Source organism: Corynebacterium sp., from assembly GCF_043426755.1.
GTDB lineage: Bacteria > Actinomycetota > Actinomycetes > Mycobacteriales > Mycobacteriaceae > Corynebacterium.
Window position 1 is genome coordinate 39801 of the sequence record NZ_JBHWRP010000003.1, and the last position, 25355, is coordinate 65155.

Annotated in this window: 21 protein-coding genes; 15 read left to right on the forward strand and 6 right to left on the reverse strand. The window is 60.0% G+C overall.

Features of this window, described 5'->3' with window-relative positions; translation table 11 throughout:
- Positions 1 to 46: 46 nt before the first annotated feature.
- The 10 genes from gatC (at position 47) to mgrA (ending at position 12509) form a co-directional block, all read left to right on the forward strand.
- Positions 47 to 346, forward strand: coding sequence for an Asp-tRNA(Asn)/Glu-tRNA(Gln) amidotransferase subunit GatC (gene gatC, locus ACHFGA_RS00600; RefSeq protein ID WP_018580813.1), 300 nt, complete (start codon positions 47 to 49; stop codon positions 344 to 346).
- 2 nt (positions 347 to 348) lie between these two features.
- Positions 349 to 1833, forward strand: a complete 1485-nt coding sequence (gene gatA / locus ACHFGA_RS00605; protein ID WP_394280542.1) for an Asp-tRNA(Asn)/Glu-tRNA(Gln) amidotransferase subunit GatA — start codon at positions 349 to 351, stop codon at positions 1831 to 1833.
- 225 nt (positions 1834 to 2058) lie between these two features.
- Positions 2059 to 3240 (forward strand): DUF1611 domain-containing protein, encoded by a 1182-nt coding sequence (locus tag ACHFGA_RS00610; protein ID WP_394280543.1) that lies wholly within the window; start codon positions 2059 to 2061, stop codon positions 3238 to 3240.
- A 1-nt stretch (position 3241) separates the two neighbouring features.
- Positions 3242 to 4882, forward strand: coding sequence for an ABC transporter transmembrane domain-containing protein (locus tag ACHFGA_RS00615; protein WP_394280561.1), 1641 nt, complete (start codon positions 3242 to 3244; stop codon positions 4880 to 4882).
- Entirely contained in the window at positions 4854 to 6200 is a 1347-nt protein-coding gene (locus ACHFGA_RS00620; protein WP_394280544.1) for an MFS transporter, read from the forward strand. The genes ACHFGA_RS00615 and ACHFGA_RS00620 overlap by 29 nt, the downstream gene beginning before the upstream one ends.
- Before the next feature lie 10 nt (positions 6201 to 6210).
- The gene (locus ACHFGA_RS00625) at positions 6211 to 7242 is read left to right on the forward strand and encodes a 6-phosphofructokinase (RefSeq protein ID WP_394280545.1); all 1032 of its coding nucleotides are present in this window, start codon (positions 6211 to 6213) and stop codon (positions 7240 to 7242) included.
- 93 nt (positions 7243 to 7335) lie between these two features.
- Positions 7336 to 8304 carry a bile acid:sodium symporter family protein gene (locus ACHFGA_RS00630; protein WP_394280546.1) on the forward strand — a complete coding sequence of 323 codons (969 nt, stop codon included), beginning with the start codon at positions 7336 to 7338 and terminating at the stop codon, positions 8302 to 8304.
- Between the two features lie 21 nt (positions 8305 to 8325).
- Entirely contained in the window at positions 8326 to 9825 is a 1500-nt protein-coding gene (gene gatB / locus ACHFGA_RS00635) for an Asp-tRNA(Asn)/Glu-tRNA(Gln) amidotransferase subunit GatB (RefSeq protein WP_394280547.1), read from the forward strand.
- Positions 9826 to 10152: 327 nt separating this feature from the next.
- The gene (locus tag ACHFGA_RS00640; RefSeq protein ID WP_394280548.1) at positions 10153 to 11418 is read left to right on the forward strand and encodes a hypothetical protein; all 1266 of its coding nucleotides are present in this window, start codon (positions 10153 to 10155) and stop codon (positions 11416 to 11418) included.
- 20 nt (positions 11419 to 11438) lie between these two features.
- Positions 11439 to 12509, forward strand: a complete 1071-nt coding sequence (mgrA, locus tag ACHFGA_RS00645) for an L-glyceraldehyde 3-phosphate reductase (RefSeq protein WP_394280549.1) — start codon at positions 11439 to 11441, stop codon at positions 12507 to 12509.
- Between the two features lie 3 nt (positions 12510 to 12512).
- Here mgrA and ACHFGA_RS00650 read toward each other — a convergent pair whose 3' ends face one another.
- Positions 12513 to 12986 carry a MarR family winged helix-turn-helix transcriptional regulator gene (locus tag ACHFGA_RS00650; RefSeq protein WP_394280550.1) on the reverse strand — a complete coding sequence of 158 codons (474 nt, stop codon included), beginning with the start codon at positions 12984 to 12986 and terminating at the stop codon, positions 12513 to 12515.
- Between the two features lie 58 nt (positions 12987 to 13044).
- Between ACHFGA_RS00650 and ACHFGA_RS00655 the strand changes: the two genes are divergently transcribed.
- Positions 13045 to 13980, forward strand: a complete 936-nt coding sequence (locus tag ACHFGA_RS00655) for an aldo/keto reductase (RefSeq protein WP_394280551.1) — start codon at positions 13045 to 13047, stop codon at positions 13978 to 13980.
- On the opposite strand, the gene ACHFGA_RS00660 is transcribed toward ACHFGA_RS00655, so the two are convergent.
- A complete protein-coding gene (locus ACHFGA_RS00660; protein WP_394280552.1) occupies positions 13977 to 15053 on the reverse strand; it encodes a glutathione S-transferase family protein in 1077 nt (358 codons plus the stop codon). The genes ACHFGA_RS00655 and ACHFGA_RS00660 overlap by 4 nt on opposite strands.
- A 132-nt stretch (positions 15054 to 15185) precedes the next feature.
- Between ACHFGA_RS00660 and ACHFGA_RS00665 the strand changes: the two genes are divergently transcribed.
- Positions 15186 to 16034, forward strand: a complete 849-nt coding sequence (locus tag ACHFGA_RS00665) for a DoxX family protein (protein ID WP_394280553.1) — start codon at positions 15186 to 15188, stop codon at positions 16032 to 16034.
- On the opposite strand, the gene ACHFGA_RS00670 is transcribed toward ACHFGA_RS00665, so the two are convergent.
- Genes ACHFGA_RS00670 through ACHFGA_RS00685 form a run of 4 tightly spaced genes read right to left on the reverse strand, consistent with a single transcriptional unit; the run spans position 15972 to position 21334 of the window.
- On the reverse strand, positions 15972 to 17264 hold the full coding sequence (locus ACHFGA_RS00670) for a glycosyltransferase family 87 protein (RefSeq protein ID WP_394280554.1): 1293 nt from the start codon (positions 17262 to 17264) through the stop codon (positions 15972 to 15974). The two genes, ACHFGA_RS00665 and ACHFGA_RS00670, sit on opposite strands and share 63 nt — an antisense overlap.
- Before the next feature lie 21 nt (positions 17265 to 17285).
- A complete protein-coding gene (gene ilvD / locus ACHFGA_RS00675; protein ID WP_394280555.1) occupies positions 17286 to 19127 on the reverse strand; it encodes a dihydroxy-acid dehydratase in 1842 nt (613 codons plus the stop codon).
- A 1-nt stretch (position 19128) separates the two neighbouring features.
- A complete protein-coding gene (locus tag ACHFGA_RS00680; RefSeq protein ID WP_394280556.1) occupies positions 19129 to 19683 on the reverse strand; it encodes a PH domain-containing protein in 555 nt (184 codons plus the stop codon).
- A 10-nt stretch (positions 19684 to 19693) separates the two neighbouring features.
- Positions 19694 to 21334 (reverse strand): mechanosensitive ion channel domain-containing protein, encoded by a 1641-nt coding sequence (locus tag ACHFGA_RS00685; RefSeq protein ID WP_394280557.1) that lies wholly within the window; start codon positions 21332 to 21334, stop codon positions 19694 to 19696.
- Between the two features lie 283 nt (positions 21335 to 21617).
- On the opposite strand from ACHFGA_RS00685, the gene ACHFGA_RS00690 reads away from it, so the two are divergent.
- From ACHFGA_RS00690 to ilvC, 3 genes are all read left to right on the forward strand, one after another.
- Entirely contained in the window at positions 21618 to 23486 is a 1869-nt protein-coding gene (locus ACHFGA_RS00690) for an acetolactate synthase large subunit (RefSeq protein ID WP_394280558.1), read from the forward strand.
- A gap of 2 nt (positions 23487 to 23488) precedes the next feature.
- Positions 23489 to 23998, forward strand: a complete 510-nt coding sequence (gene ilvN / locus ACHFGA_RS00695; protein ID WP_018580792.1) for an acetolactate synthase small subunit — start codon at positions 23489 to 23491, stop codon at positions 23996 to 23998.
- Positions 23999 to 24081: 83 nt separating this feature from the next.
- The gene (gene ilvC / locus ACHFGA_RS00700; protein ID WP_394280559.1) at positions 24082 to 25098 is read left to right on the forward strand and encodes a ketol-acid reductoisomerase; all 1017 of its coding nucleotides are present in this window, start codon (positions 24082 to 24084) and stop codon (positions 25096 to 25098) included.
- Positions 25099 to 25355 lie beyond the last annotated feature (257 nt).

Genomic DNA, 25355 nt, shown 5'->3' on the forward strand with positions numbered 1-25355 from the left:
TCATAGGATCGGTTAACCGAAGCAAAGTGCAAAGAAGGATATTCACGTGTCTGACATCTCCCGCGAGGATATTGATCGCCTCGCCAGCCTTGCTCGTCTCGCCATGACGGACGAGGAACTCGATACATTCGCTGACCAGCTGGATCAGATCATGGAAGCCATGTCCAAGGTGGCCCAAGTGGATACCAGCGGTGTTGAGCCGATGAGCCACCCGCATGCCATTAAGGCGCCGATGCGGGAGGATGTTTTTGTCGAAACCTTGACCCAGGAGCAGGCATTGGACCAAGCACCTGAGGTTGAAGACGATCGCTTTGTAGTTCCACAAATCCTGGGGGAGACTGAATAAAAATGACCGAGTACACCGTTCCAACGTCCGGAATCACCAGCTTCTCCGCCTCCGAACTAGCTGAAAAAATCCACGCCGGTGAGATCACCTCGCGTGAGGCTACCCAGGCGCACCTCGACCGCATTACGGAGACCGACGACCACTTGGGTGCTTTCCTGCACGTCGGTACCGAAGAGGCGCTGGCTGCCGCTGACAAGGTCGACGAGCAGATCAAGGCGGGCAATAAGCCTGCGTCTGCTTTGGCTGGCGTTCCCGTGGCCGTGAAGGACCTGTTCGTCACCACCGACGCGCCGACCACGGCAGCGTCGAAAATGCTGGAAGGTTACCGTTCGCCTTATGACGCCACGGTGATCACCAAGCTGCGCGAGGCTGGTTTGCCGATTCTGGGCAAGACCAACTTGGATGAGTTCGCGATGGGTTCCTCTAACGAGCTGTCCGCGTTCAAAGTGACCCGCAACCCGCACGACACTGAGCGCAGCCCGGGCGGTTCCGGTGGCGGTACGGCTGCAGCAGTGGCATCCGGCCAGGCTCCGCTGGGCATCGGTACCGACACCGGTGGTTCGATCCGTCAACCTGCGGCCCTGACCGGAACTGTTGGTGTGAAGCCGACCTACGGCACCGTCTCGCGTTATGGCATGATCGCGGCTGCCTCCTCCCTGGACCAGGGCGGACCTTCGGCACGTACCGTGCTTGATGCGGCGATGCTGCACGAGGTGACGGCTGGGGCGGATCCTTTCGATGCTACTAGCGTCGATAAGCCCATCGCACCAGTCGTGCAGGCTGCACGTGAAGGCGCATCTGGTGACCTGAGCGGCGTGAAGATCGGTATGGTGCGTCAGTTCGACCGCGAGGGCAACCAGAAGTCCGTGCGCGAGGCCGTAGTCAAGGCATTCGAGGAGCTGGAGAAGCAGGGCGCGGAGCTGGTGTGGGTGGACTGCCCGCATTTCGACGATGTCATGGGCGCGTACTACATCATTCAGATGTCTGAAGTGTCCTCGAACATGTCGCGTTTCGACGGCATGCGCTACGGCCTGCGCGCCGGCGACGACGGTAACCACTCCGCCGACCAGGTGATGGCGCTCTCGCGCGCAGCCGGCTTTGGTGATGAGGTGAAGCGCCGCATCATGCTGGGCACCTACGCCCTGTCTGTTGGATACTACGACGCCTACTACTTGCAGGCACAGCGTGTCCGCCAGCTGATCGCCAACGATTTCGCGAAGGCCTTCGAGCAGGTTGACATCATTGCTGCCCCCACTACGCCATCGACCGCGTTCAAGCTGGGGGAGAAGGTGGATGACCCGCTGGCGATGTACAACTTCGACCTGTACACGCTGCCCCTGAACCTGGCCGGACTGCCGGGCATGAGCCTGCCCGTGGGCTTGGCTTCGGATACCCAGCTGCCTGTTGGCCTGCAGCTGATGGCGCCGGCGTTCCATGACGATCGCCTCTACCGCGTGGGCGCAGCCTATGAGGCAACGCATAAGTAAAAATCTGCGCTGTGAACTCCGATAGACCTTGACTGGGTCTATCGGAGTTTATTTTTGGGTGAAACCTAGGTGAACTTTAGGTAGCCGTGTACTCAATTTACTGTTTTACCTGCGTAAATGTACTGCTTGCTTGATGAAGTATTTCTCATGTTTGTTTCACTACACATTCACTTAAGCCCTTTAAGATTTATGTTAATCCGCAAAAGTTTAGAAGGGAATAAGTCCATGACAGCTCAATTGGTACAGGCTGGTGTGCTCCAGCGTCAGACGGCCGCGCTGAACGAAGCGCTCAACGAGGAAAACCTCCCCACCGGCCCGGCGGCAGCCTCGCAGGGGGAGCGACGCACAGAGCCCCTGCCGAAGCAGCACATCCAAAACTCGTACACGTGCCGGTTTATCACAGAGCCGTACCATGCGAACCGTGAGGCCTACCACCTGATCGCGGGCGCAGATGTCGCTCCGCGCGCCGGGGACGTTGTCTTGGCACGCGTGGTGGGGATCCACAACCACAAGCGTGTGGAGACCGAGGTGTCACGCAAGGCCATCCTGTTCGACCGCAACCTGATCCTGCTTGCCTACGGTCACCGCTACGCCGCGGATCAATTCCTGGCTCATGTTCCCGACAACCTTGACTACTGCCATCTGGTGGCGGCAGGTGGCATCGCAGGCGTGGTCACTGAGTCCCATGCGAATATGGATGACCCGACCCTGATTGAGCCGCTGGGCCTGCTCGCTACCGAGGACGGCGTGGTCAACATCAAGGATTATGCTCCGCACTCCAATGAGACCCGCACCAGCAAGCCAGAAGGCCTGCCAGAGGTCATCGCCGTGCTGGGCACCTCCATGAACTCTGGCAAGTCCACCACGATGGCCTGCCTTGCCAATGGCCTGACCAAAGCTGGCAAGAAGGTCGGCGCCGGCAAGATTACCGGCACCGGTGCGGGCAATGACCGCATGATCTACCACGATGCTGGCGCGAAAGAAGTCATCGACTTCACGGACTTCGGCTACGGCACCACCTTCAAGATGGACTTCGAAAAGATTCGTGACCTCACAGTGAACATGGTGGAGGTGCTGGCCAAGGAGAAGGGCTGCGACGTCGTGATCGTCGAGATTGCTGACGGTGTCTACCAGACCGAGAACGCACGCTTGGTGCGTGACGAACTCTTCCACGATGTCGTCGATAAGGTCGTGTTTTCGGCAGTCGACGCGCTGGGCGCTCGCGCCGGAGTTCAGACCCTTCAGGAGGCGGGGCTGGAGGTGGCGTGCGCGACGGGTGTGATGACCGCGTCGCCATTGGCCACCAAGGAAGCGGCAGAGGTTTTGCAGGACCTCAATGTGCCCGTGCATGGAACTTTTGATCTGACGATTAAGAAAGTCGCTGCTAAGCTGCTGTCCCGTGACTAAGATGCCTCCTATTTGGGCCGGGCGGCGCCGAGGACTCTTTGTTGCCTTGGTTGCCCTCGGCGTTTTGCAAGCCGTTCTCGCGCTGATCATGGCGCTATCTGTTGACGCGTTATTGAGCGCGAATGTGCAGACCGATACGTGGGACATTGCCGCTTTGATCGGATCTGCTGTGGGCATCGGCGTGGCGCGCTGGATCGAACGCGTGGTCGCCGAGGACCTTGGCCAGGATTATGTATTCGAGCAGAGGCATCGTCTGATCACCTCGTCGGTAGGCGGCTCCGATTATTCGGGTTCGCTCGGCGTGACGGTGACGCGCGCCTCCAATGATCTCACGGCAGTGCGCAACTGGATCGCCATGGGCATTGTCCCGCTGGTCACAGGAATTCCGCTGATCGGTGTGGTCGTGATTGCCCTGCTGATCTTGGACCGCGAGATCGGGCTTGGTGTGGCCATCCCGCTGATCCTGATCGGGGCCGCGATCCCGATCCTGTCTCAGGTGACTTTCCAACGTTCGCGCGCTTTAAGACGACAGCGTGGCCGACTCTCTGCTCGCATCGCGGATACGGTCATGGCCAGCGAATCGGTGCGTGCCTCTGGTGCGGTTGCTCGCGAGTTGAAGCAGATTGATAAGCAGTCCGACAAGGTAGTCGGTGCGGCTGTGGACCGCGCGTGGATTACTGGGCTGACGCGCGCGCTGACGGCCATGGCGGCATCGTTTTGCACCGTCCTCGTCGTGCTGGTGGCCGACCGGGGTTTGGCGGACGCCGCAACGGTGGCCTCCGCGATGACTCTGCTGGGCGTTCTGGCAACGCCGGTGACAGACCTTGGGCGCGTTGTCGAATACCGCCAGAACTACAAGGCTGCCACCCGCATCCTTGGCCCACTCCTGGAGAAGGCCGATCGCCTCAAGGACCGGGAGAAGCGCCGTCAGCGCGCTTGGGATAAGACGGGCGCGGACCTTTCTACGTTGGACTTCGGCCCAGTGAACGTGGATCACCTCGTCGTCAACGATTATCTGGTGGACCCCCTGCACGCCAAAGCGGGTGAGGTCGTGGAGATCGTGGCCTCGGACCCTTCGCAGGTTCGCATGGTGTTTTCCGCCCTCCTTTCCTCGCATGTGGAGGACCAGTTTTATGTGGACGGGTTCGATTTCGGTCTGGCCCCGGAGAAGGCGCGGCGTGCTCTCGTCGGGTTCGCCTCGGATCACATTCCGCTGGAGCGCGGGTCGGTCTCCCGCTTGCTGAAGTTCCGTTTTCCTTCCGCCACCGATGAGCAGGTGGCCGATATCCTGGCGAAAGTCGATCTGACTGAGACCGTCGCTAACGACGAAAAGGGCTTGGCCCGCCAGCTGAAAAACGACGGCGCGCCCTGGACCATTGGCGATGTGATGCGGCTCAAGGTGGCTCGTGCCATCATCAACGACCCGCCGCTGCTGGTCTTCGAGGATGTGGATCACCAGCTGGACCAAGAGGGGATCGAGAAGTTCTTCGCTTTTGTGGCCGATTACCCAGGGGTTGTGATCATCAGCACCTCCCACCCAGAGCTGCTTCCCGAGGACCGCATAATATGGGATGTCGACGGTGTCCTCGTGGAGGAAGAAGATCAGGCCCAGGATGTCCCAGACGACGAAGAGGAAGAATAGCCGGTGGAAGGCGCTGAGTGCGCTCTCACTCGGTTACTTCTTGGTGATGGCCGACCAAGCCATCGTGCCCGTTATCACCCCACATCTGCCGGCGGGTGTGGGCGACTCCGTCTGGATCACCAGCGTCTACCTATTGTTCACCGTGGTTCCCATGTTGGTGACCGGCCGGTTGGGAGACCGCGTCGGCCAGCGCCGCATGTACCTTCTGGGGTTGTCGATCTATCTAGTGGGGATGGCATTGGCGGCGGGTTCTTCGTCGTTGAGCGTTCTGATCATCGCACGAGCCATCCAGGGCCTTGGCGCTGCCGCTTTCCTGCCGCAGGCTTTCGGCGTGATTGGCCGCGTATTTCCCGCAGAGGCGCGCGGGCCCGCCTATGCGGTGTGGGGTGTGGTCGGCTCGGTGGGTTCCTTGATCGGGCCGGTTTTTGCGGGCGCGGTTGTCGATGGCGCCGGCTGGCGCGCAACGTTCATCGCACAGGTGGCTTTCGGGATTCTTGCGCTTGGCTTGGCTTTTGCGTGGGTACCTCGCTTATCGACGACACCCGCGCGCATCGATGCTCCAAGCGTAATCGTGTCGCTGGTTGGTCTTGGCGGTGTGGTGTACGGGATCCAGTACGGCTCGTGGGTGACAGTGATCGTCGGCACGCTCGCATTGTTGGTATTTTTCTGGCTGCAGCGCAGCGGGGGAGACCAAGCGCTTTTGCCGCTGGGACTGTTCGCCAACCGCAACTTCACCCTCGGCTCGGTGGGGATCGCCGCGATGGGCTTTGCCGTGGCGGCGCAGTTCATCCCCATCATGTACTGGCTCCAGGACGGTCGTGGCGTCGACGCGGTGACGGCCGGGTTGCTGACCGTGCCGATGTCGATCGTCGCCCTCATACTCACTCCCTTCGTCGGCGAGGCCGCGGACAGGGTTGATCCCAAGGTGCTTGGGGCGATTGGCTTTGCGACGATGACTGCCTCCATGGTGTGGGCGTGGTGGATCATGAGCACTGGCGGATCGGTGTGGTGGATGATCGGGATCACCGCACTCAAAGGCGTGGGTAGCGCGTTCATCTGGGCGCCAAACGCGGCGACGACCATGCGGACGATTCCTGAACACATGGCGGGTGCGGCTTCAGGCGCGTACAACACGGTGCGGCAGGTGGGCAGTGTCGTGGGTGTGGCCATCATTGGTGGTGCCATGAGCGCGTGGCTGCCGCAACTTGGCGTTGAACAGGCGACGGCGGACACCATGTTGATCATGGCCGCTGTGATGTTTGTGGGATTGATAGCCTCATTCTTCTTCCGCTCGGACATTCAGCCCCGAAAGCGCTAGGGTTGAACTTATGCGACTAGCTACACTTACATCCGGTGGCGACTGCCCCGGCCTCAACGCTGTAATCCGCGGAGTTGTCCGCACCGCCAACACCGAGTTTGGGTCCACCTGTGTGGGCTACCTCGACGGTTGGGTAGGTCTGCTGGAAGATAAGCGCATGCAGCTTTACGACGATCACTTCATTGACTCTATTCTGCTGCGCGGTGGCACGATTCTAGGCACTGGTCGCCTGCACCCAGACAAGTTCAAAGCCGGACTGGACCAGATCAAGGAAAACCTCGCCGAAGCAGAGGTGGACGCCCTCGTCGCCATCGGTGGCGAAGGCACCCTGAAAGGCGCGAAGTGGCTCTCCGATAACGGTATTCCCGTGGTCGGCGTGCCAAAGACGATTGACAATGACGTGAACGCGACTGACTACACCTTCGGTTTCGATACCGCAGTGTCGGTCGCCACGGACGCGATCGATCGTCTGCACACCACCGCGGAATCGCATAACCGCATCCTCATCGTCGAGGTTATGGGGCGCCACGTGGGCTGGATCGCCCTGCACGCCGGCATGGCAGGTGGCGCGCACTACACGGTGATCCCTGAGGAGCCTTTCGATATCGCTGATATCACTAAGGCTATGGAACGTCGCTTCCAGATGGGTGAAAAGTACGGCATTATCGTCGTCGCCGAAGGCGCTGTGCCCAAGGAAGGCACCATGGACGCCGGCCTGGGTGAAGAGGACGAGTTCGGCCACAAGAAGTTTACCGGCATGGGCCAGATCATCGGGGACGAGATCCAGAAGCGCACCGGCTATGACGTGCGCACCACCGTCCTCGGCCACATCCAACGCGGCGGAACCCCCACCGCTTATGATCGCGTCCTTGCCACCCGTTATGGTGTCGCGGCAGCACGTGCAGCACACGAAGGTAACTTCGGTACCTCCGTCGCACTGCACGGCGAAGACATTGAGCTGGTGTCCTTGGAAGAGGCCGTCGGCGAGCTTAAGACTGTACCTGCGCACCGGTACAAGACCGCGAAGGCCATGTTCTCCTAAACGAACACCTCACCGCGCATGATGTGCGCTGGGAGAGAGGTAGCCATGATGCCAAGGTAGGGCGTTGTCCGCGCCGGGATAAGGTAGTACCTCATGGATACTCAGCAAGATCGTTCGGCGTATATCGCTACGTTAGGATTTCCGGCCCTCGTGATCGTCGGCGGGCTGATTGGCTACCTCGTGCCTGATGTTGTGGCACCCATTTCGGGCTGGGTGACCCCGCTGCTGGGCATCATCATGTTCGGTATGGGGCTGACCCTGCAGCCGGTGGATTTCGCCCTCGTTTTCAAGCGGCCCCTGCCGGTGCTTATCGGCGTGGTGGCACAGTTCGTGATCATGCCGCTGCTGGCGATCATCGTCGTCTGGCTGCTCCGGCTTCCCGCGGAGATAGCGGTGGGTGTGATCTTGGTGGGGTGCTCTCCGGGTGGTACCTCGTCGAATGTGGTGAGCTACCTGTCGCGCGGTGATGTTGCGTTGTCGGTGACGATGACCTCCGTGTCCACGCTGCTCGCACCAATTTTGACCCCGCTGCTCACGCTGTGGCTGGCTGGGGAGATGATGGATGTCTCTGCCAGCGCGATGGCGTGGTCGATCGTGCAGGTCGTGTTGATCCCGGTCGTTGCCGGGCTCGTTGTGCGCCTGCTGCTGCCTGGTGTAGTCAAGGCTGTGTTGCCGGTGCTGCCGTGGGCATCGGTGATCGCTATTTCGATGATCGTTGCAATCGTCGTAGCAGGCTCGCGTGATCAGCTGGCCACCGCCGGGCTGACGGTGCTGATCGCGGTGATTCTGCACAATACTTTCGGCTACCTGCTGGGTTACCTCACCGGCAAATTCACACGCCAACCGGAAACCACACGCCGCACGATGGCCGTGGAGGTGGGCATGCAGAATTCCGGCTTGGCGGCGTCCTTGGCCACCCAGTACATGACGCCACTGGCCGCGCTGCCGGCCGCTGTATTTTCGGTGTGGCACAACCTGTCAGGTGCGGTGGTGGCGATGGTGTTCCGCAGCATTGATAACCGCGCCGCAAAACGTGGCACCCTCACGCAGCACGCAGAGTAGGCGGGAACTAGACTATCTGCCATGACTGCGTATGACCTGATGGATTACGACGACGTCCTCGAAAAGTTTGACCCAGTGATGGGCCTTGAGGTGCACGTCGAGCTTGCAACAGAGACCAAGATGTTCTCGACCGCCTCCGCCCACTTTGGTGCAGAGCCGAACTCGAATATTGACCCGGTGTCGCTCGGCTTGCCCGGCGCGCTGCCTGTGGTCAACGCCAAGGGCGTCGAGTGGGCCATCAAGATCGGACTGGCATTGAACTGCAAGATTGCAGAATCCTCCCGGTTCGCGCGCAAGAACTACTTCTACCCGGACCAGCCGAAGAACTACCAGATTTCGCAGTACGACGAGCCCATCGCCTACGACGGCTTCCTGGACGTTTTGCTTGATGATGGCACCGAGTGGCGCGTCGAAATTGAGCGCGCCCACATGGAGGAGGACACGGGCAAACTCACCCACATCGGTGGCACCTCCGGCCGCATCCACGGCGCGACGGCATCGCTGGTGGACTGCAACCGCGCCGGTGTGCCGCTGATTGAAATCGTGACGAAGCCGATCCTCGGTGCAGGTGAGCGCATGCCGGAGATCGCACGCGCTTATGTTGGTGCGATCCGTGAGCTCGTGCGCGCTATCGGCGTGTCGGATGGTCGCATGGACCAGGGCACGATGCGTTGCGACGCGAACGTGTCCCTGCGCCCGCACGGCCAGGAAGAGTTCGGTACCCGCACGGAGACTAAGAACATCAACTCCTTGAAGTCTGTGGAGCAGGCGGTGCGTTTTGAGATGCAGCGCCAGGCCCAGGCCATTGTCAATGGGGAGGAGATCGTCCAGGAGACGCGTCACTACCAGGAGACCGACGGCACGACCTCGAAGGGCCGCCCGAAGGAGAACTCCGACGATTACCGTTACTTCAACGATCCCGACCTGCCTCCAGTATTTGCTCCTGCGGAGTGGGTCGAAGAGATTCGCGCCACGCTGCCGGAGATGCCGTGGGTGCGTCGCGCCCGCATTCAGGAGGAGTGGCAGCTGCCAGAGGCTGAGTTCCGCGACCTGGTCAATGCTGGTGCGCTGGACTTGGTCGTCGATACGGTCGAAGCTGGCACCACCCCGGATGAGGCACGCGCGTGGTGGGTGTCCTACTTGTCGGGTAAGGCCAATGAACTGGATAAGGACTTGGATGCGCTCGGCGTGACCCCGGCCGATGTGGCCCGCGTCGTCGCACTTGTCAAGGATGGCAAGTTGACCACCAAGTTGGCGCGCCAAGCGCTCGACGGTGTGATCGAGGGCGAGGGCAACGTTGATGAGGTCGTCGCTAAGCGCGGCCTGGAGGTTGTGCGTGATGACGGCGCTATCGAGGCTGCTGTCGACGAGGCGCTGGCCGCTAACCCGGATATCGTCGAAAAGTACAAGGCCGGAAACACGAAGGTCACCGGTGCGATTGTCGGTGCTGTGATGAAAGCGACGAAGGGTAAGGCCGATCCGAAGCAGGTTAATGAGCTGATCGCGAAGAAATTGGCCTAACCAATCAAGAAAATCGCCCGCGGAATTGCGGAAAGCCTTAAAGGTTCCTGTAATTTTTCAAACCCGCGGGCGATTTTTGTTTTCAATCAGCATCCTTCTCCGGTCATTGCACCCGCCACTGGATCGGGGACCCGAACCAGTCACCGCGGACCTGTCCGCTTGGCGCCTTTGTTCAGTCTGGAAAAGGTCGATGAACTGCCTGATGAGCCTGTAAAAAGAAGATCGTAGCAGCGCACGGGCTTTAATCATTCGCGAAGTCTTAGGAAAAGCTGTACGTTGGTTAACGTTAAAAATTCATTTTTCTCTATTTCGAAGGATTGGTAATTCGTGAAAAGAAGTATCACTATTGCCCTGGCATTTGTGGGACTTCTCGTTGGTGCCGGTTTCGCTACCGGCCAAGAAGTTGTGCAATACTTCGTCTCTTTTGGTTATAAAGGCTTGATCGGCGTGGTCATCGCCGGCATCGTCATGGTGTTTTCCGGTGCTGTACTTTTCCAGCTGGGTTCACACTTCCTTGCGGGTGACCACAACACGGTGTTCAAGAACGTTTCGCACCCATACGTGTCGAAGTTCTTGGACATCACTACCGTGATCACCCTCTTTGCAATCGGCTTCGTCATGTTGGCGGGCGCAGGTTCTAACCTGAACCAGCAGTTTGGCTGGCCGACGTGGATCGGCGCCTGCATCATGACGGTTCTCGTCTTGATCTCGGGGCTGCTCGACGTGGACAAGATCACCAACGTGATTTCGGCGATTACGCCGTTTATCATCATCGCCATCATTGTGGCGTTCGTGATCACCTTGATGAACTTCCCGGACGACACCTCGCACCTCAATGAGATTGCGATGCAGCAAGACTCCGCGATGGGGCACTGGCTCCTGTCTGCTGTGAACTACACCGCCATGGCACTTATGCTGGGTGTCTCCATGATGCTGGTGATTGGCGGCAACCAGTCGTCGTCACGCGCCGCTTTCCGCGGTGGCATCCTGGGCGGCATCATCTTCTCCGCGATGCTGCTGGTCTTGGCGTTCGTGATCTTTTTCAACATCGACGAGGTTGGTGGCTTGGACCTGCCGCTGCTCGGCGTGTTCGATTCACTGCACCCAGCAGTCGGCTTCGTGGTGTCCTGGATCATCTACGCGATGATCTACAACACCGCGATCGGCATGTTCTACGCCCTGGCGCGTCGCATTACGACGAACAGGCCAGAAAAATTCCGCGTCGTGTTCTTCGCGGTGACCCTGGCCGGCTTCGTTGTTTCGTTCCTGGGCTTCTCCAACTTGCTGGGCTGGGTCTACCCGGTCATCGGTTATATCGGCATGGTGATGATCGTCGTCACGTCCATCTCTTGGATCAAGAACCGCGCGCGCATCAACCGTGAGGCGGACGTGCGCGATCGCCTGACCGAGCTGGCCGAGCAGAAGCTTGACCCAGAGACCCCAGACCTCAGTGGTGAGGAAAAGCAGGAGGTCCGCGAACTTGCGCGCGATTCCCGTGTGGATGGCAAGCAGCTGTGGGAGTCTGTCCAGCAGGATGTTGCCGAGGACATGGCGCTTGACGACGAAGGCTCCACCTCGATGAAAAAGTCGTAATCTTTCGGCACTATGGAGGTATGACTACTTATACCCCGCACCCTGATCGCTACGCCGAGATGGACTACCGCACCGTGGGACACTCCGGGCTCAAACTGCCTGGGGTGTCTCTTGGTTTGTGGCATAACTTCGGCGATGACAAGACGCTGGATTCGCAGCGCACCACGATCCGCCGTGCATTCGACCGCGGCGTGACCCACTTCGATCTGGCGAACAACTACGGTCCGCCAGCCGGAAGCGCGGAGATCAACTTCGGACGGATCCTGCGCGAAGACTTCAAGGCGCATCGCGACGAAATGATCATTTCCTCCAAGGCCGGGTGGAACATGTGGGATGGTCCCTACGGCTTCGGCGGGTCGCGCAAGTACCTGATGAGTTCGCTGGCTCAGTCCCTCGAACGCCTCGGCGTGGATTATGTGGATATTTTCTACCACCACCGCCCAGACCCGGACACCCCGCTGGAGGAGACCCTCTACGCGCTACGCGATATCGTGGCCAGCGGGAAGGCGCTCTACGTGGGCATTTCCTCCTATGGCCCTGAGCTGACGGCGGAGGCTGCCGAATTCATGTCCGAGGAAGGTTGCCCACTATTGATCCATCAGCCCAGCTACTCCATGGTGAACCGCTGGGTGGAGGAACCTGGTGAGGACGATGAGTCCTTGCTGGAATCGGCAGCCGCTAACGGGCTGGGCGTGATCGCCTTCTCGCCACTGGCTCAGGGGCTGCTCACCGACCGCTACTTGGACGGCGTGCCTGCGGACTCGCGCGCAGCCGCCGGCAAGTCCTTATCCGAGGAGATGCTGAGCGACGAGAACTTGACCATGGTGCGCTCGCTGAACGATATTGCTGCGGAACGTGGTCAGTCGCTGGCGCAGATGGCGATCGCGTGGGTGCTGCGCGACCAAGGCGAGGAAACCGTCACAAGCGCTCTTGTTGGCGCATCTAGCGCCGAGCAGCTCGACCATAACCTGGATGCGCTGGACAACCTAGACTTCTCGGAGGAGGAGCTCAGCGCGATCGATGAGGTGGCGACAGACGCTGGTATCAATATTTGGGCTGGTGCCACACGCTCACGCACCCACGGAGATTAGTCTCTAGGCGCGGGGGAGGGTCGGCGGATTCAGCTTTTCCAGAATCTTGTGCAGCAGCGACCCAAGCTGCTGCGCTTCTTCGGCGGTGAGCGCGTCAAACACCATTTCGCGCACACGTTCCACATGCCCTGGTGCCGCGGAGTCTAGAAAATCCCAGCCCTGGGGAGTGATCGAGGCAATATTTGTGCGGCGATCCTCCTCATCCGGGGTGCGCTGCATCAGGTTGCGTTTTTCTAAGCGGCCCACCACATGGGACAGCCGAGACGGCGACATCTGGGTGCGGCATGCCAGTTCCGTCATGGTCAGGCGTCCCTCGTCGGCAAGCGATACCTGCGCGAGCGTGAAGTAATCGTGCAAGTTCATCTCGCTGTCGGCCTTGAGCTGCTCGTCCAGGCGAGTGGGCATCCATGATGAGACGGCCCAGAGCGCAAGCCAGGTGTCGGTTTCATTCTCGTTTAACCAGCGGGTCTTGTTCATACAGAGATCATAAGCCGGATTCGGTTGAATCTTAAATAATAGTGGTTAGGGTGGGGGCATGGCTAATATCACCAATACTGACATAGACATTTATCCACTCAATCTCGGCGGAAACCCCTTCGGCTGGACCGCGGACAAAGATGCCACATTCGCCATCCTGGACGGTTTCAAGGAGCGGGGAGGCAACTTCGTCGATACGGCAGATTCCTACTCGAACTGGGCTGAAGGCAATTCCGGGGGAGAGTCGGAGGAACTCATCGGCCAGTGGCTCGCGTCGCGTAAACCGCAGAACTTTAGCGTCGCGACAAAGTCCGGCGGACTTGATGGCGTAAACGGCCGTTCTCGTCGCGCGACGACGGAGGCCGTCGAAGGGTCGCTGCGCCGCCTCGGTGTCGAGGCGATTGACCTGTTCTACTACCACTGGGACGATGAAGAGGTGGCGATCGACGAGCAGGTCGCCATCGCCAATGACCTGATCGAGGCGGGAAAGATCCGCTACCTAGGGCTGTCGAACTACACGCCGGAGCGGATGCGGGCTTTCTTCCAAGCTTCTGAGGGGACCAGCGCGCAGCCGGTGGCGATGCAAAACCAGTACTCGCTGCTGCACAGGAAGGAATTCGAAGAAGGCTATCAGCCGATCGCTACAGAGTTTGGTGCTTCCGTCTTCCCGTACTTCGCGCTGGCCTCGGGCATGTTGACAGGAAAGTACCGCAGCGCCGACGACCTCAGTGGGGCCGCGCGACAAGGAATGGCTGAAGGTTACGTCAGCGACGAGGCTTTTGCCCTGATCGATACGCTCGTCGAGCGTGCCGACGAAGCCGGAGCTGAACCCGCCACCGTTGCGCTGGCTTGGCTACTGGCCAAAGGAGTCACCGCCCCAGTGGCATCGGTATCGCGAGTGGATCAGCTCGACGCGCTGATGGCTGCCGCTGAGCTCCCACTGTCAAAGGAGGACGTGGAAGCCCTCGACGCGGCAAGCGCACCATTCGCCTAGGAGCGCTGGAAAGGCTCTGGGTGCTTCACTTCCTCGCCGGCAGGAACCGGTCCCGGTAGGACGGTGCCCTCCGCGAAGGGGGAACCTGGCAGGTGGTCGCGTCCGTGTGGCTCCATGATCGACGACATGTCGGGGCCGACGGGGACGATCTGCGTCGGGTTCACCTCAGCGTGGGTGATGAAGTAGTGCTCCTTAATCTCCTGGAAGTCGGTGGTATCCCCGAAGCCTGGAGTCTGGAAAAGTTCCTTGAGGTAGCCCCACAGGTTGGGCATCTCGGTGATCTTGTGGCGGGAGCACTTGAAGTGGGAGTAGTACACGGGATCAAAGCGCACCAGGGTGGGGAAGAGGTAAATATCCACCAAGGTGATGTGCTCGCCCATGAGGAAGCGCCTCGTCGATAAGCGCTCTTCCAGCCAGTCCAGGGCCTTCCAGAGTCGCTCGTAGGCGGCATCATATGCCTCCTGCGAACCGGCGAAGCCACAGCGGTACACGCCATTGTTCACCTCGTGGTAAATCTCGGTGATGATTGGCTCCATCTCCTCGCGCAGGTGCTCCGCGTAGAGGTCAGGTGCGCCTTCGCGGTGGAATTCGGACCATTGATCGATGAAATCAACCGGGATCTGGGGGAAGTTATTGGTCACTACCTTCGCGGTGTTCTCTTCAACAATCGCCGGGACAGTGATTCCGCGCGGGTAGTCGGCGAAGCGGTTGAAGTAGGCCTCCTGCAGGCGGTGCAGCCCTGTGACGGGGTCCTTCTCTTCCGGATCAAGATCAAACTTCCAGGAGCTCTTGCCGTGCGTTGGGCCGGCCAGCCCAAGTGAAATCACGTCTTCCAGCCCGAGGAGGCGGCGGGTAATGATGGTGCGGTGTGCCCACGGACAGGCGCGGGCAGCCATCAAGCGGTAACGGCCTGGCTCGACCGGCCAGTGGAAAGTTCCGTTCTCCTGCTGCTGCGGCTCCGCGCCGGCAGGGACATCGGCGACGATACGATCTTCGATATAGGTGGTGTCGCGGACGAACTCGCCATCCGGTGAGGCGTTTTGTGCAGGTGCGTCATGGTCTGAGGTAGACATGTGCTCACTCCATTCATTTGGTGTTATGTCAACAATTCTAAGGGTGAAAAGGTGAACTGTCAATGACTGAATTTTCCGGCGCGCCGTTCACGCTGCCGGACCTTAGCCTCGACCTCGCCTAAGTTTGGGCTTATGAGTGACAAACTTCCCCGCGACAATGACCGCAAGACGCAACCAGAGTACGTCGACGAGATCGACGACCTTGACGTGCCATCCTACGATGCACAGAACCCGACCACATCCATTTACGATCGCACCGGCCGAGCAGCACCCGAGCGGATCGATCCTGCGGACGCGCACACCACCCAGTTCGACGCGCACACCACGCAGTTCGAAAGGCCCGCGGAGCCAGCACCATCCACCGCGCTCAGCAGTGAGCCACTGCTCTCAGAGCCGGTGGCTACCGGGACTCCCGCGGCTTATGAGGAGGAAGAGGTGGTCGTCGATACGCGTGTCGACGATGCACGCCGCGGAACCACCGACCTGGGATTGCTGCTGCTGCGCATCCTTGTCGGCGGATTCCTCATCCTGACCTCGGTGGCCACCTTCTTCCGCTTGGGTGGCAACGAAGGTCTGGCCGGGTTGGAGCGGGACTTTTCTGCTTATGCGTACGGCGATATCTTGGCCATCGCGCTTCCCACCGCGCAGCTGGCAGCCGGTGTATTCCTGCTGCTTGGCTTAATCACACCGGTGGCAGCGATGGTGGCGACGGTGGCGACCGGTTTCATGGCCCTGCACGCGATTGCGTCGGAGGGCGGCGGACTCAATGTCTTCGCCTGGCCAGAGAGCGTCTGGCTCGGCATCATTCTGCTGGGGCTGTCCGTGGTTCTGCAGTTCACCGGCCCAGGCCTCTACTCCTTTGATACTGGCCGCAGCTGGGCGCGTCGTCCGCTGGCCAGCTCCTGGATCTTCATTGTCCTAGGAATCGTGGCCCTGATCGCCGTGTGGATCTTCGGCACCGGCTTTAACCCGGTCGCGTAAAGGCACCTGCCTGATGGCCACCGCCAGCGCGATCAGCGCGGCCAGAGCCAGCCACACGAAGTCACTGACCAAAATCTTCTGCCAGATTGCCAGCTCGAACTTGGCAATATCATCACCGAACCACCACTTCGGGGGAATGGTGAGCACCAGCGCCGCCCACAGTGCAGTGACCGCTGCTAGGGCGGTGTTTCCTTTGAGGATGGTGAGCAGGCGCCACGTAGCCACTGGCAGGATCAGCGCGATCCACACCCAGTGGTGCGACCAGGATACTGGCGAGATTAACAGCATGATCACCGAATTCACCAAGATCGCGTCCACGTGCATGTCGCGGCGCATCAAGGCCACCATCAACCACGCACCCAGCCCGATCGTGGCCAGCGATAGCACTAGCCACGCCACGTTGAGCAACAGGCCGTGGGCCTCCAGCTGCTCCTGGGACTCCGCAAAGCGCATGAGCAGCCCCTTGATCGAGCTGTTCGATTGGTAGGCGGAATCTACGCCAAACTGGTTCCCAGAACTCATGCCCAGCAGCGTGACAGAGAAGTACTCCACTGTGGCATCCCACCGCACCGCAGCGGCAACCAGAGTGGCACCCACGGCGGTGACAGCGGTGACGACGATGGCGCGAAACTCCTTGCGCAGCAGGAAATACAAGCACATGGCCAGTGGAGAGATTTTGATCGCGGCGGCGATTCCAATCCAGAAGCCACGCGGCAGGTAGCGCTTACGCGGCACCAGATCGATGAACACCAGCGTCATCAGCACGATATTGATCTGTCCATATCCCTGGTTGAGCACCACCGGCTCAATCAACATGCTGGCGACCCAGGCGATCGTCGTTAAGCACCAGCGCAAGCCCCGGTCCGCTTCCGGCAGCAGGGCTTTGAAAGCAAAGTAGGCGCACACCAGCAGCAAGATATCGGAGATGACGACCATGATGTCGCCGGCAAGAGCATCCGAGATAAAGGACGGTGTGAGCGGGCCTAGAATCAGCGCGCCGAAAGGCGGATAGATGAAGGGAAGCGCGAGGTCGGCTGCGTACATCGGCACGGAGTAGACCTCTTCACCGTTGAAGTAGGCTCGCGAGCCCTCCCTGTAAATGATCATGTCTATGGGGAAATCGGTCTCCTTGATGTGGGAGGCAACCACCCCGAGACCAGCAGCAAAGCCCACCACCGTCAGGAATTTGACGATAGTGGGCAGAAGCTGATGAGTGTCACGGTCGATCATTCGTGACAGTCTAGCCGTTTCTTAGTCGACCTGGCGCACAGCACCCTTATCCGCGCTTGTCGCCATCTTGGCGTAGGCGCGCAGGGCCTTCGAGACCTCACGTTCGCGCTTTGGGGTCCACGGCGCGTCGGAAGCTTCCATCGCTTGTCGACGATCCTCCAAGACCTTCTCGTCTACGTCAAGGGTGAGCTCGCGCTTGTTGACGGAGATGGAGATCGTGTCCCCATTCTCGATCAGGGCGATCAAGCCCTTGTGAGCAGCCTCGGGGGAGATGTGGCCAATCGACAGACCTGAGGTACCGCCGGAGAAGCGGCCATCAGTGATCAGCGCACACTTCTTGCCCAGGCCCGCACCCTTGAGGAAGGAGGTGGGGTGCAGCATCTCCTGCATGCCGGGGCCACCGGAGGGACCCTCGTAGCGGATGACGACGACCTCACCAGGCTGGACCTCACGATTCAGAATCATCGACACGGCCTGCTCCTGGGAATCGACCACCCGGGCCGGTCCCGAGAACTCCCAGAGTTCCTCTTCGACACCAGCGGTCTTGAGCACCGCGCCGTCTGGAGCGAGGTTGCCGCGCAGAACGACGAGGCCGCCGTCGGAAGAGAAGGGGTAATCGACCGAGTGGATGACGCCGTTTTCTGGGTCCGTGTCCAACGTCTCCCAGCGGTTCGACTGGGAGAACGCCTCGGTGGAACGCACGCCGCCTGGGGCTGCGTAGAACAGTTCCTCCGCCTCCTTCGTGGCTTTGCCACCGCGAATGTCCCAGTCGTCCAACCACGCGTCAAGGGTGTCATATTTGATCGTGTTGACGTCCTTGTTCAGCAGTCCCGCGCGGTTGAGCTCGCCCAGGATCGCTGGGATGCCACCAGCGCGGTGCACATCTTCCACGTGAGCGGTGCCGTTGGGGGCCACCTTGGACAGGCACGGGATCTCGTGCGAGAGCTCGTCGATATCCGTCAGGTCGAAGTCGACCTCGCCCTCCTGGGCTGCCGCCAAGGTGTGCAGGATCGTGTTCGAGGATCCGCCCATGGCCATGTCGAGCGCCATGGCGTTGCGGAAAGCGTCGCGGTTAGCGATGTTGCGTGGCAGCGCCGACTCATCTTCTTCTCCGTAGTAGCGCTTGCACAGCTCCATGACGGTCTCGCCGGCCTTGACGAACAGCTCACGACGAAACGCGTGTGTTGCCAACGTGGTGCCGTTACCGGGCAAGGAAAGGCCCAGCGCCTCGGTGAGGCAGTTCATCGAGTTGGCGGTGAACATGCCGGAGCAGGAGCCACAGGTGGGGCAGGCGGATTCGACGATCTTCTCAAGCTCTGCGTCCGAGACATTGTCATCGGCCGAGTAGGAGATTGCGTCGACCAGGTTGGAGTTCGTCTTTGCTACACCATTGGCCACGACAGCCTTGCCGGCTTCCATTGGGCCGCCGGAGACGAAGACGGCCGGGATATTCAACCGCATCGCGGCGTTGAGCATGCCCGGGGTGATCTTGTCGCAGTTGGAGATACACACCATTGCGTCGGCGGTGTGGGCGTTGACCATGTACTCTACGGAGTCCGCGATGATCTCGCGGCTTGGCAGGGAATAGAGCATGCCGCCGTGGCCCATGGCGATGCCGTCGTCGACAGCAATAGTGTTAAATTCCTTCGGCACACCGCCGGCGGCACGAACCGCCTCGGCAACGATGTCGCCGACGTTTTTCAGATGGACGTGTCCTGGAACGAACTGGGTGTAGGAGTTCACAATGGCCACAATGGGCTTGCCGAACTCATTTTCTTGCGTTCCTGTTGCGCGCCACAGCGCGCGAGCACCCGCAGCCTGACGGCCGACGGTCGTGACTCGTGAACGGAGGGGGAAGACCATGTCACTCCTTTTGTGATTGTCTATGTGATTCTTCTGGCGTCTGCTCCTCAGCAGCGCTCTTCTTCTTTTTGGCCTCGTAGGCCTGATATTCCTCTTGTGTCATGAGCACCTGGCGGCCGTCCTTGTCGATCACAGATACCTTGCCGTCAAGAGATTCCAAACCTTCGGTGAGGACATCCGGGATTCGGCCCCGGGATGCTTCTTCGAGAGCGGGTAATGAGTTAAACGTCACACCGGGGAGGGAATATTCCCTCCCGGCGCTGTCGCGCGCTTTGGCCTTCGAGCCTTCGAACGCGATGCCGTCGAACTTATCCCAGGGGATGGAGACATTTTTCTTGAATAGATAGTTGATGAAGACGCCGCGTTCGTCGATACGTGTATGGGCTTTGAAGACCCAGACGAGGAACAGGATCGGGAAGATCAGCAGCCAGCCCAGTTTTAAAGGGGCCCAGCTGATCCCGATGAGCGCGATGCCCGTCATTAGAAGGGTGGCAATAACGTGCGTGCGTTCGGGCCGGAAATAGGTGGAATCCGACCTCTGTTCTGCGGAACTCATAGATGACATGCTATCGAACTGGGTTAGCGGTCTGCTCAGGGGCCGTCATCGGCGCTGCCCCGCCGGTCTGCTGCGGAGACCCTTGGAAGCCATCCGCAGTGCTCGGCTGCTGCTGTTGTGCGGGGTTCGTCGGCTCCGCGGGGGCTTGCGATTGCTGCCGCTGCGGCTGGTACTGCTGTCCAGGGTCCTGATAGTAACCGTCGTCAGTGTCCTGCGGCTGCGTGGTCTGACTAGGGGCCGCGGGCTCAGAAGTTGCAGTAGGTGCTGGCGTGCCTGTCGGTGCCGTTGGCTCAGCAGGCGGGGTGGACTGCGGGGTGGCATCCTCGGTCGGTGGTGGCGGCGTCGACTCAGTCGACGACAGGGGAGGAGGAGCCAACACTCCAGAGACATGCTCGTCGTTGTAGGTACCCGACGCGGTTAGTCCGCGCAGGATCAGCAGCACGAGCAACACCAGCAACAAAATTGCCGTGGAGGGGCGCATCCGGCGCCCCGCGGTCAAGATGTCGCGGAACGTAGATTGCTTCTTGTCGGTTGCGTCCTCTTCTTCGTCCTCATCGATGGTGTCCTCATCCGCGTCTTTAGCGGCTGGGTCCTTACCTTCTTCAGTCTCGAAACCAGGCGGCACATCAGGTTGGCTCGAATCAGTGCCAGTGGCGTGCATTACCTCCGTTTCCGGGGTTTCCGGATCAGGTGCAGACGCAGTTGGCATCATTTCGGTCGGTGCCTCGTCGTCAAGCTTCTCGATCGTTGCGCGCGTGGCAGGGATCGACGAAGTCTTTGCTTCTTGGATGAGCGTGCCATCCATGGTGGTTGCGGAGCCGTACTCGTCCCAGAACTCATCCAAGATCGACATTCGTATGGCGCGCTCAACTAACCACTGCGAACCAGCCTTGACCTGGGTCATGAAACGCATGTCGACGGTCCACGGCATACCTACAGTCGCTGGCGGATCTACATTGACCGCTGGGTGGACATCTAGCTCGCCGATAACCTCTGAGGCAATCTCCGGGCGCGCCAGTGCGCGACGGGTGGCGCCTTCCGATCGTCGCAAAGCATCTTTCGCGCTAGAAGAGCCCAGCAAGGGTACGGGCATAACGACGACTGCCCGTGACCAGTAATTCGACCGGTTGATCGCCACGCGCGCCGTGGAGTTCGGAATGTTCACGGTGGACTGGTCGATCGTGCGGATCTGGGTCGAGCGCATCGTGATCTGGATGACCGTGCCTTCCACATCCACCCCATTGCCGGTAAACGCCACCCAGTCTCCCACGCCATACTGCTTCTCCGAAAGGATGAAAAATCCCGCGAGGAAGTCCGCGATGATGGACTGCGCGCCAAAACCGACGGCGGCAGAGACGACCGTGGCCGGAATGGCGGCGCCGGCTAGCGAAAAGCCGAATTCTTGCAGGATCATCACCGCGATGATGAAAAACGCGATGAGCTCTGCAACATAAACACCGACGCCGGCAAGCGCGAGCTTGCTTTTGCCCTCGTCCTTGTCACCTTCCTCCTGCACGCGGCGTTCCAGCACACGCGTGGCTAGGCGGCCGGCGCGCGGCACTAGGAAAGCGATAACAACGAGGATGGCGATATTAAGGCCAGAGTCAGCGATCCATCTCCAAATGGAGGCAAAGAGGTATTCGAAAGGCATAACAACACCGAGAGTAGCCCCCAATACGTGTAACCGACTGTGAACCGTGTATGATTTACCGCATGATCATTTTGCGACTAGTAGTGGTACCGCGACGGCGCCTGCCGTGACGGTGAGAAATCACTTCTCGTCGTTGTGACAAGCGCCCTCGACAGCACCCACCCACAGTGCCTGTACGAGGGCTTTGTTATGTGGTCGCGCATCAGACGGCTAAACAATTTCGGCCCCACACCTAGGAGCCGATGCAACGTTTAACTCTTCTCTTTCAAAGGAGCTATAGACAGTGGCAGCTTCCAATAAGCCATCGCCGGCAACGGCCGCCAAGAAAGCGGCGGGCACTGCGCCCGAGCGCATGACTGGCGCCGAAGCAATTGTGCGTAGCCTTGAGGCACTGGGGACGGACCTTGTGTTCGGCCTTCCCGGCGGAGCAGTACTTCCGCTCTATGACGCACTGTACGCAGCCGAGAACCTCCGCCACGTGCTCGTCCGCCACGAGCAGGGCGCCGGCCACGCGGCCGAGGGCTACGCCCTTGCGTCGGGTCGCGTCGGCGTGTGCATCGCAACGTCTGGTCCGGGCGCGACCAACCTGGTCACCGCGCTTGCCGACGCGAACCTGGACTCCGTGCCGATCGTGGCAATTACCGGGCAGGTCGGGTCCTCTCTGCTGGGCACCGACGCCTTCCAGGAGGCCGATATCCGTGGCGTGACCATGCCGATCACGAAGCACAATGTCATGGTCACTGACGCCAATGACATCCCTATGGCCATCGCAGCTGCGTTCCACCTGGCTGAGTCCGGCCGTCCAGGACCCGTTCTGGTGGACGTTCCCAAGGACGTCCAGAACCAGGAGATGGATTTCGTGTGGCCACCGAAGGTGGACTTGCCGGGTTACAAGCCGGTGACCACCCCGCACTCGCGCCAGGTTTCCCAGGCGGTCCAGCTGATCGCGAAGTCCGAGCGCCCCGTTCTCTACATCGGCGGTGGCGTGATCAAGGCCGACGCGCACGAGGAACTGCGCAACTTCGTCGATTACACGGGCATCCCAGTGGTGACCACGCTGATGGCCCTCGGCGCGTTCCCAGAATCACACGAACTGCACATGGGCATGCCCGGCATGCATGGCTCCGTTCCGGCGGTTGGTGCGATGCAGGAATCCGACCTGTTGATCACGATCGGTGCGCGTTTCGACGACCGCGTCACCGGTGATCCTGACGCGTTTGCGCCGAACGCCAAGGTGATTCACGCAGATGTTGACCCAGCTGAGATCGGCAAGATCCGTGCGGTCGATGTGCCGATCGTCGGCGATGCCAAAGAAACCCTCCACGCGCTCCTGTCGACCTTCCAGAGGTCCAAGAAGGTGGACAAGCCGCAGATCAAGCCGTGGGTGGATTACCTCCACAGTCTGAAGGAGCGTTTCCCTCGTGGCTACGAACCACAGGAGAATGGGGAGCTCTCGCCTCAGTACGTCATCGAGACGCTGAGCAAGGAAGTGGGCCCCGAGGCGATCTACGTCTCTGGCGTGGGCCAGCACCAGATGTGGGCTGCCCAGTTCGTGGACTTTGAAAACCCACGCACCTGGCTCAACTCCGGTGGTTTAGGCACGATGGGCTATGCCATCCCGGCAGCGGTCGGCGCGAAGGCCGGTTGCCCTGACAAGGAAGTCTGGGCGATCGACGGTGACGGCTGCTTCCAGATGACCAACCAGGAGATCACCACCGCCGCGGTGGAAGGGTTCCCCATCAAGGTTGCCCTGATCAACAACGGCAACCTAGGCATGGTCCGCCAGTGGCAGACCCTGTTCTATGAGGGGCACTACTCCAACACGAAGCTGCATCAGGACACGCACTACATCCCAGACTTCCTGCAGTTGTCTGAGGCACTCGGCGCCGAGGCGATCCGCGTGACTAAGGAAGAAGAAGTGCTGCCTGCGATTCAGCGTGCACGCGAGATCAACGACCGTCCAGTGGTCATTGACTTCGTCGTGGGCGAGGATGCGCAGGTATGGCCGATGATCGCGGCGGGATCGTCCAACTCGGACATCGAATACGCTCGCGGTCTGCGCCCCTTCTTCGAAAACGAAGATTCGGCAGCTGCTTCGCCGGCTGAGATCGACGAGGCTATCGACGACGCTGCACAGCAGAAGGAGAACTAATCATGAACGAGATCACTCGCAATATCCTGTCTGTTCAGGTCCAGGACGTCGACGGCATCATCTCTCGCGTGACTGCAATGTTCACCCGCCGTGGATTCAACCTGGTGTCGCTGGTCTCAGCGAAGACAGAGACCGAGGGCTTGAACCGTCTGACCATCGTGGTGGACGCGACAGAGCACCAGATTGAGCAGATGACCAAGCAGCTCAACAAGATCATTCCGGTGATCAAGGTGGTCCGCCTTGAGGAAGACGCCACCATCGCGCGTTCGCTGATGCTGGTGAAGGTCAACGCGACCAACTCGAACCGCCCTCAGGTGGTCGATGCCGCGAACATCTTCCGCGCACGCATCGTCGACGTGGCCCCAGAATCGGTAGTGATTGAGGCCACCGGTACGCCAAGCAAGCTGAAGGCGTTCTTGGATGTCTTGGAGCCTTTCGGGATCCGCGAGCTCATCCGCTCCGGTGAGATCGCGCTGAACCGCGGGCCGAAGACAATGGCACCGTCCAAGTAGCCACTAATAACGGAAACAAAACTATCTCGTGGCATAATCGGCCACTAAGAACTTTTAAACAAAGAAAGGTGAGTGTAACACTCATGGCAATTGAGGTTTTTTACGACGACGATGCTGATCTGTCGATCATTCAGGGCAAGAAGGTCGCCATCATCGGCTACGGCTCCCAGGGCCACGCACACGCAATGAACCTGCGTGACTCCGGCGTTGAGGTCGTTATCGGCCTGCGCGACGGCTCCAAGTCCGCAGAGAAGGCAAAGGAAGCTGGCTTCGAGGTCAAGAACAACGCGGATGCTGCTGCATGGGCAGACCTTGTCATGCTGCTGGCTCCGGACACCTCCCAGGCACAGATCTTCGAGCAGGACATTGAGCCAAACCTCAAGCCAGGTAACGCTTTGTTCTTCGGCCACGGTCTGAACATCCACTTCGACCTGATCAAGCCAGAAGACAACATCGTCGTCGGCATGGTTGCACCGAAGGGCCCAGGCCACTTGGTGCGCCGCCAGTACGTTGACGGCAAAGGCGTGCCTTGCTTGATCGCAATCGATCAGGATCCAGAGGGCAACGGCCAGGCTCTGGCACTGTCCTACGCTTCCGCAATCGGCGGTGGCCGCGCGGGCGTTATCCCGACCACCTTCGAGGCAGAGACTGTCACCGACCTGTTCGGCGAGCAGGCTGTCCTGTGTGGCGGTACCGAGGAACTGGTTAAGACCGGTTTCGAGGTGCTGACCGAGGCTGGCTACGAGCCAGAGATGGCTTACTTCGAGGTCCTGCACGAGCTGAAGCTGATCGTGGACCTGATGTTCGAGGGTGGCATCGCCAACATGAACTACTCGGTGTCTGACACCGCTGAGTTCGGTGGCTACCTTTCCGGCCCACGCGTTATCGACGCTGGTGCGAAGGAGCGCATGAAGGACATCCTGAAGGATATCCAGGACGGCACTTTCACCAAGCGTCTGCTGGCCAACATCGAAGGTGGCAACAAGGAGCTTGAGGGTCTGCGCGAGGAGTACTCCAAGCACCCGATCGAGGAGACCGGTGCGAAGCTGCGCGACATGATGAGCTGGGTGAAGGTCGAGCTGTCCGACACCGCTCACTAATTCGCTTATCGACGACGCGCCCTGCCAACCCAACGGTTGCAGGGCGCTTTGTTCTCTTCTCTTCTATTTTCAATAGCTTGTCAATAAGTGGCGATAGTGGGTAGGGTGGCAGACATGGCCACTGGAAAGAAACTCCACCACGATCACGACCACGATCATGCGGTTGATCCGCAGTCGGCATCCTTGCGTGCGCTGATCACGGCGCTGACGCTGACCTCGGTAGTGTTTTTCGCCGAGGTGATCGGTGGTCTCGTCTC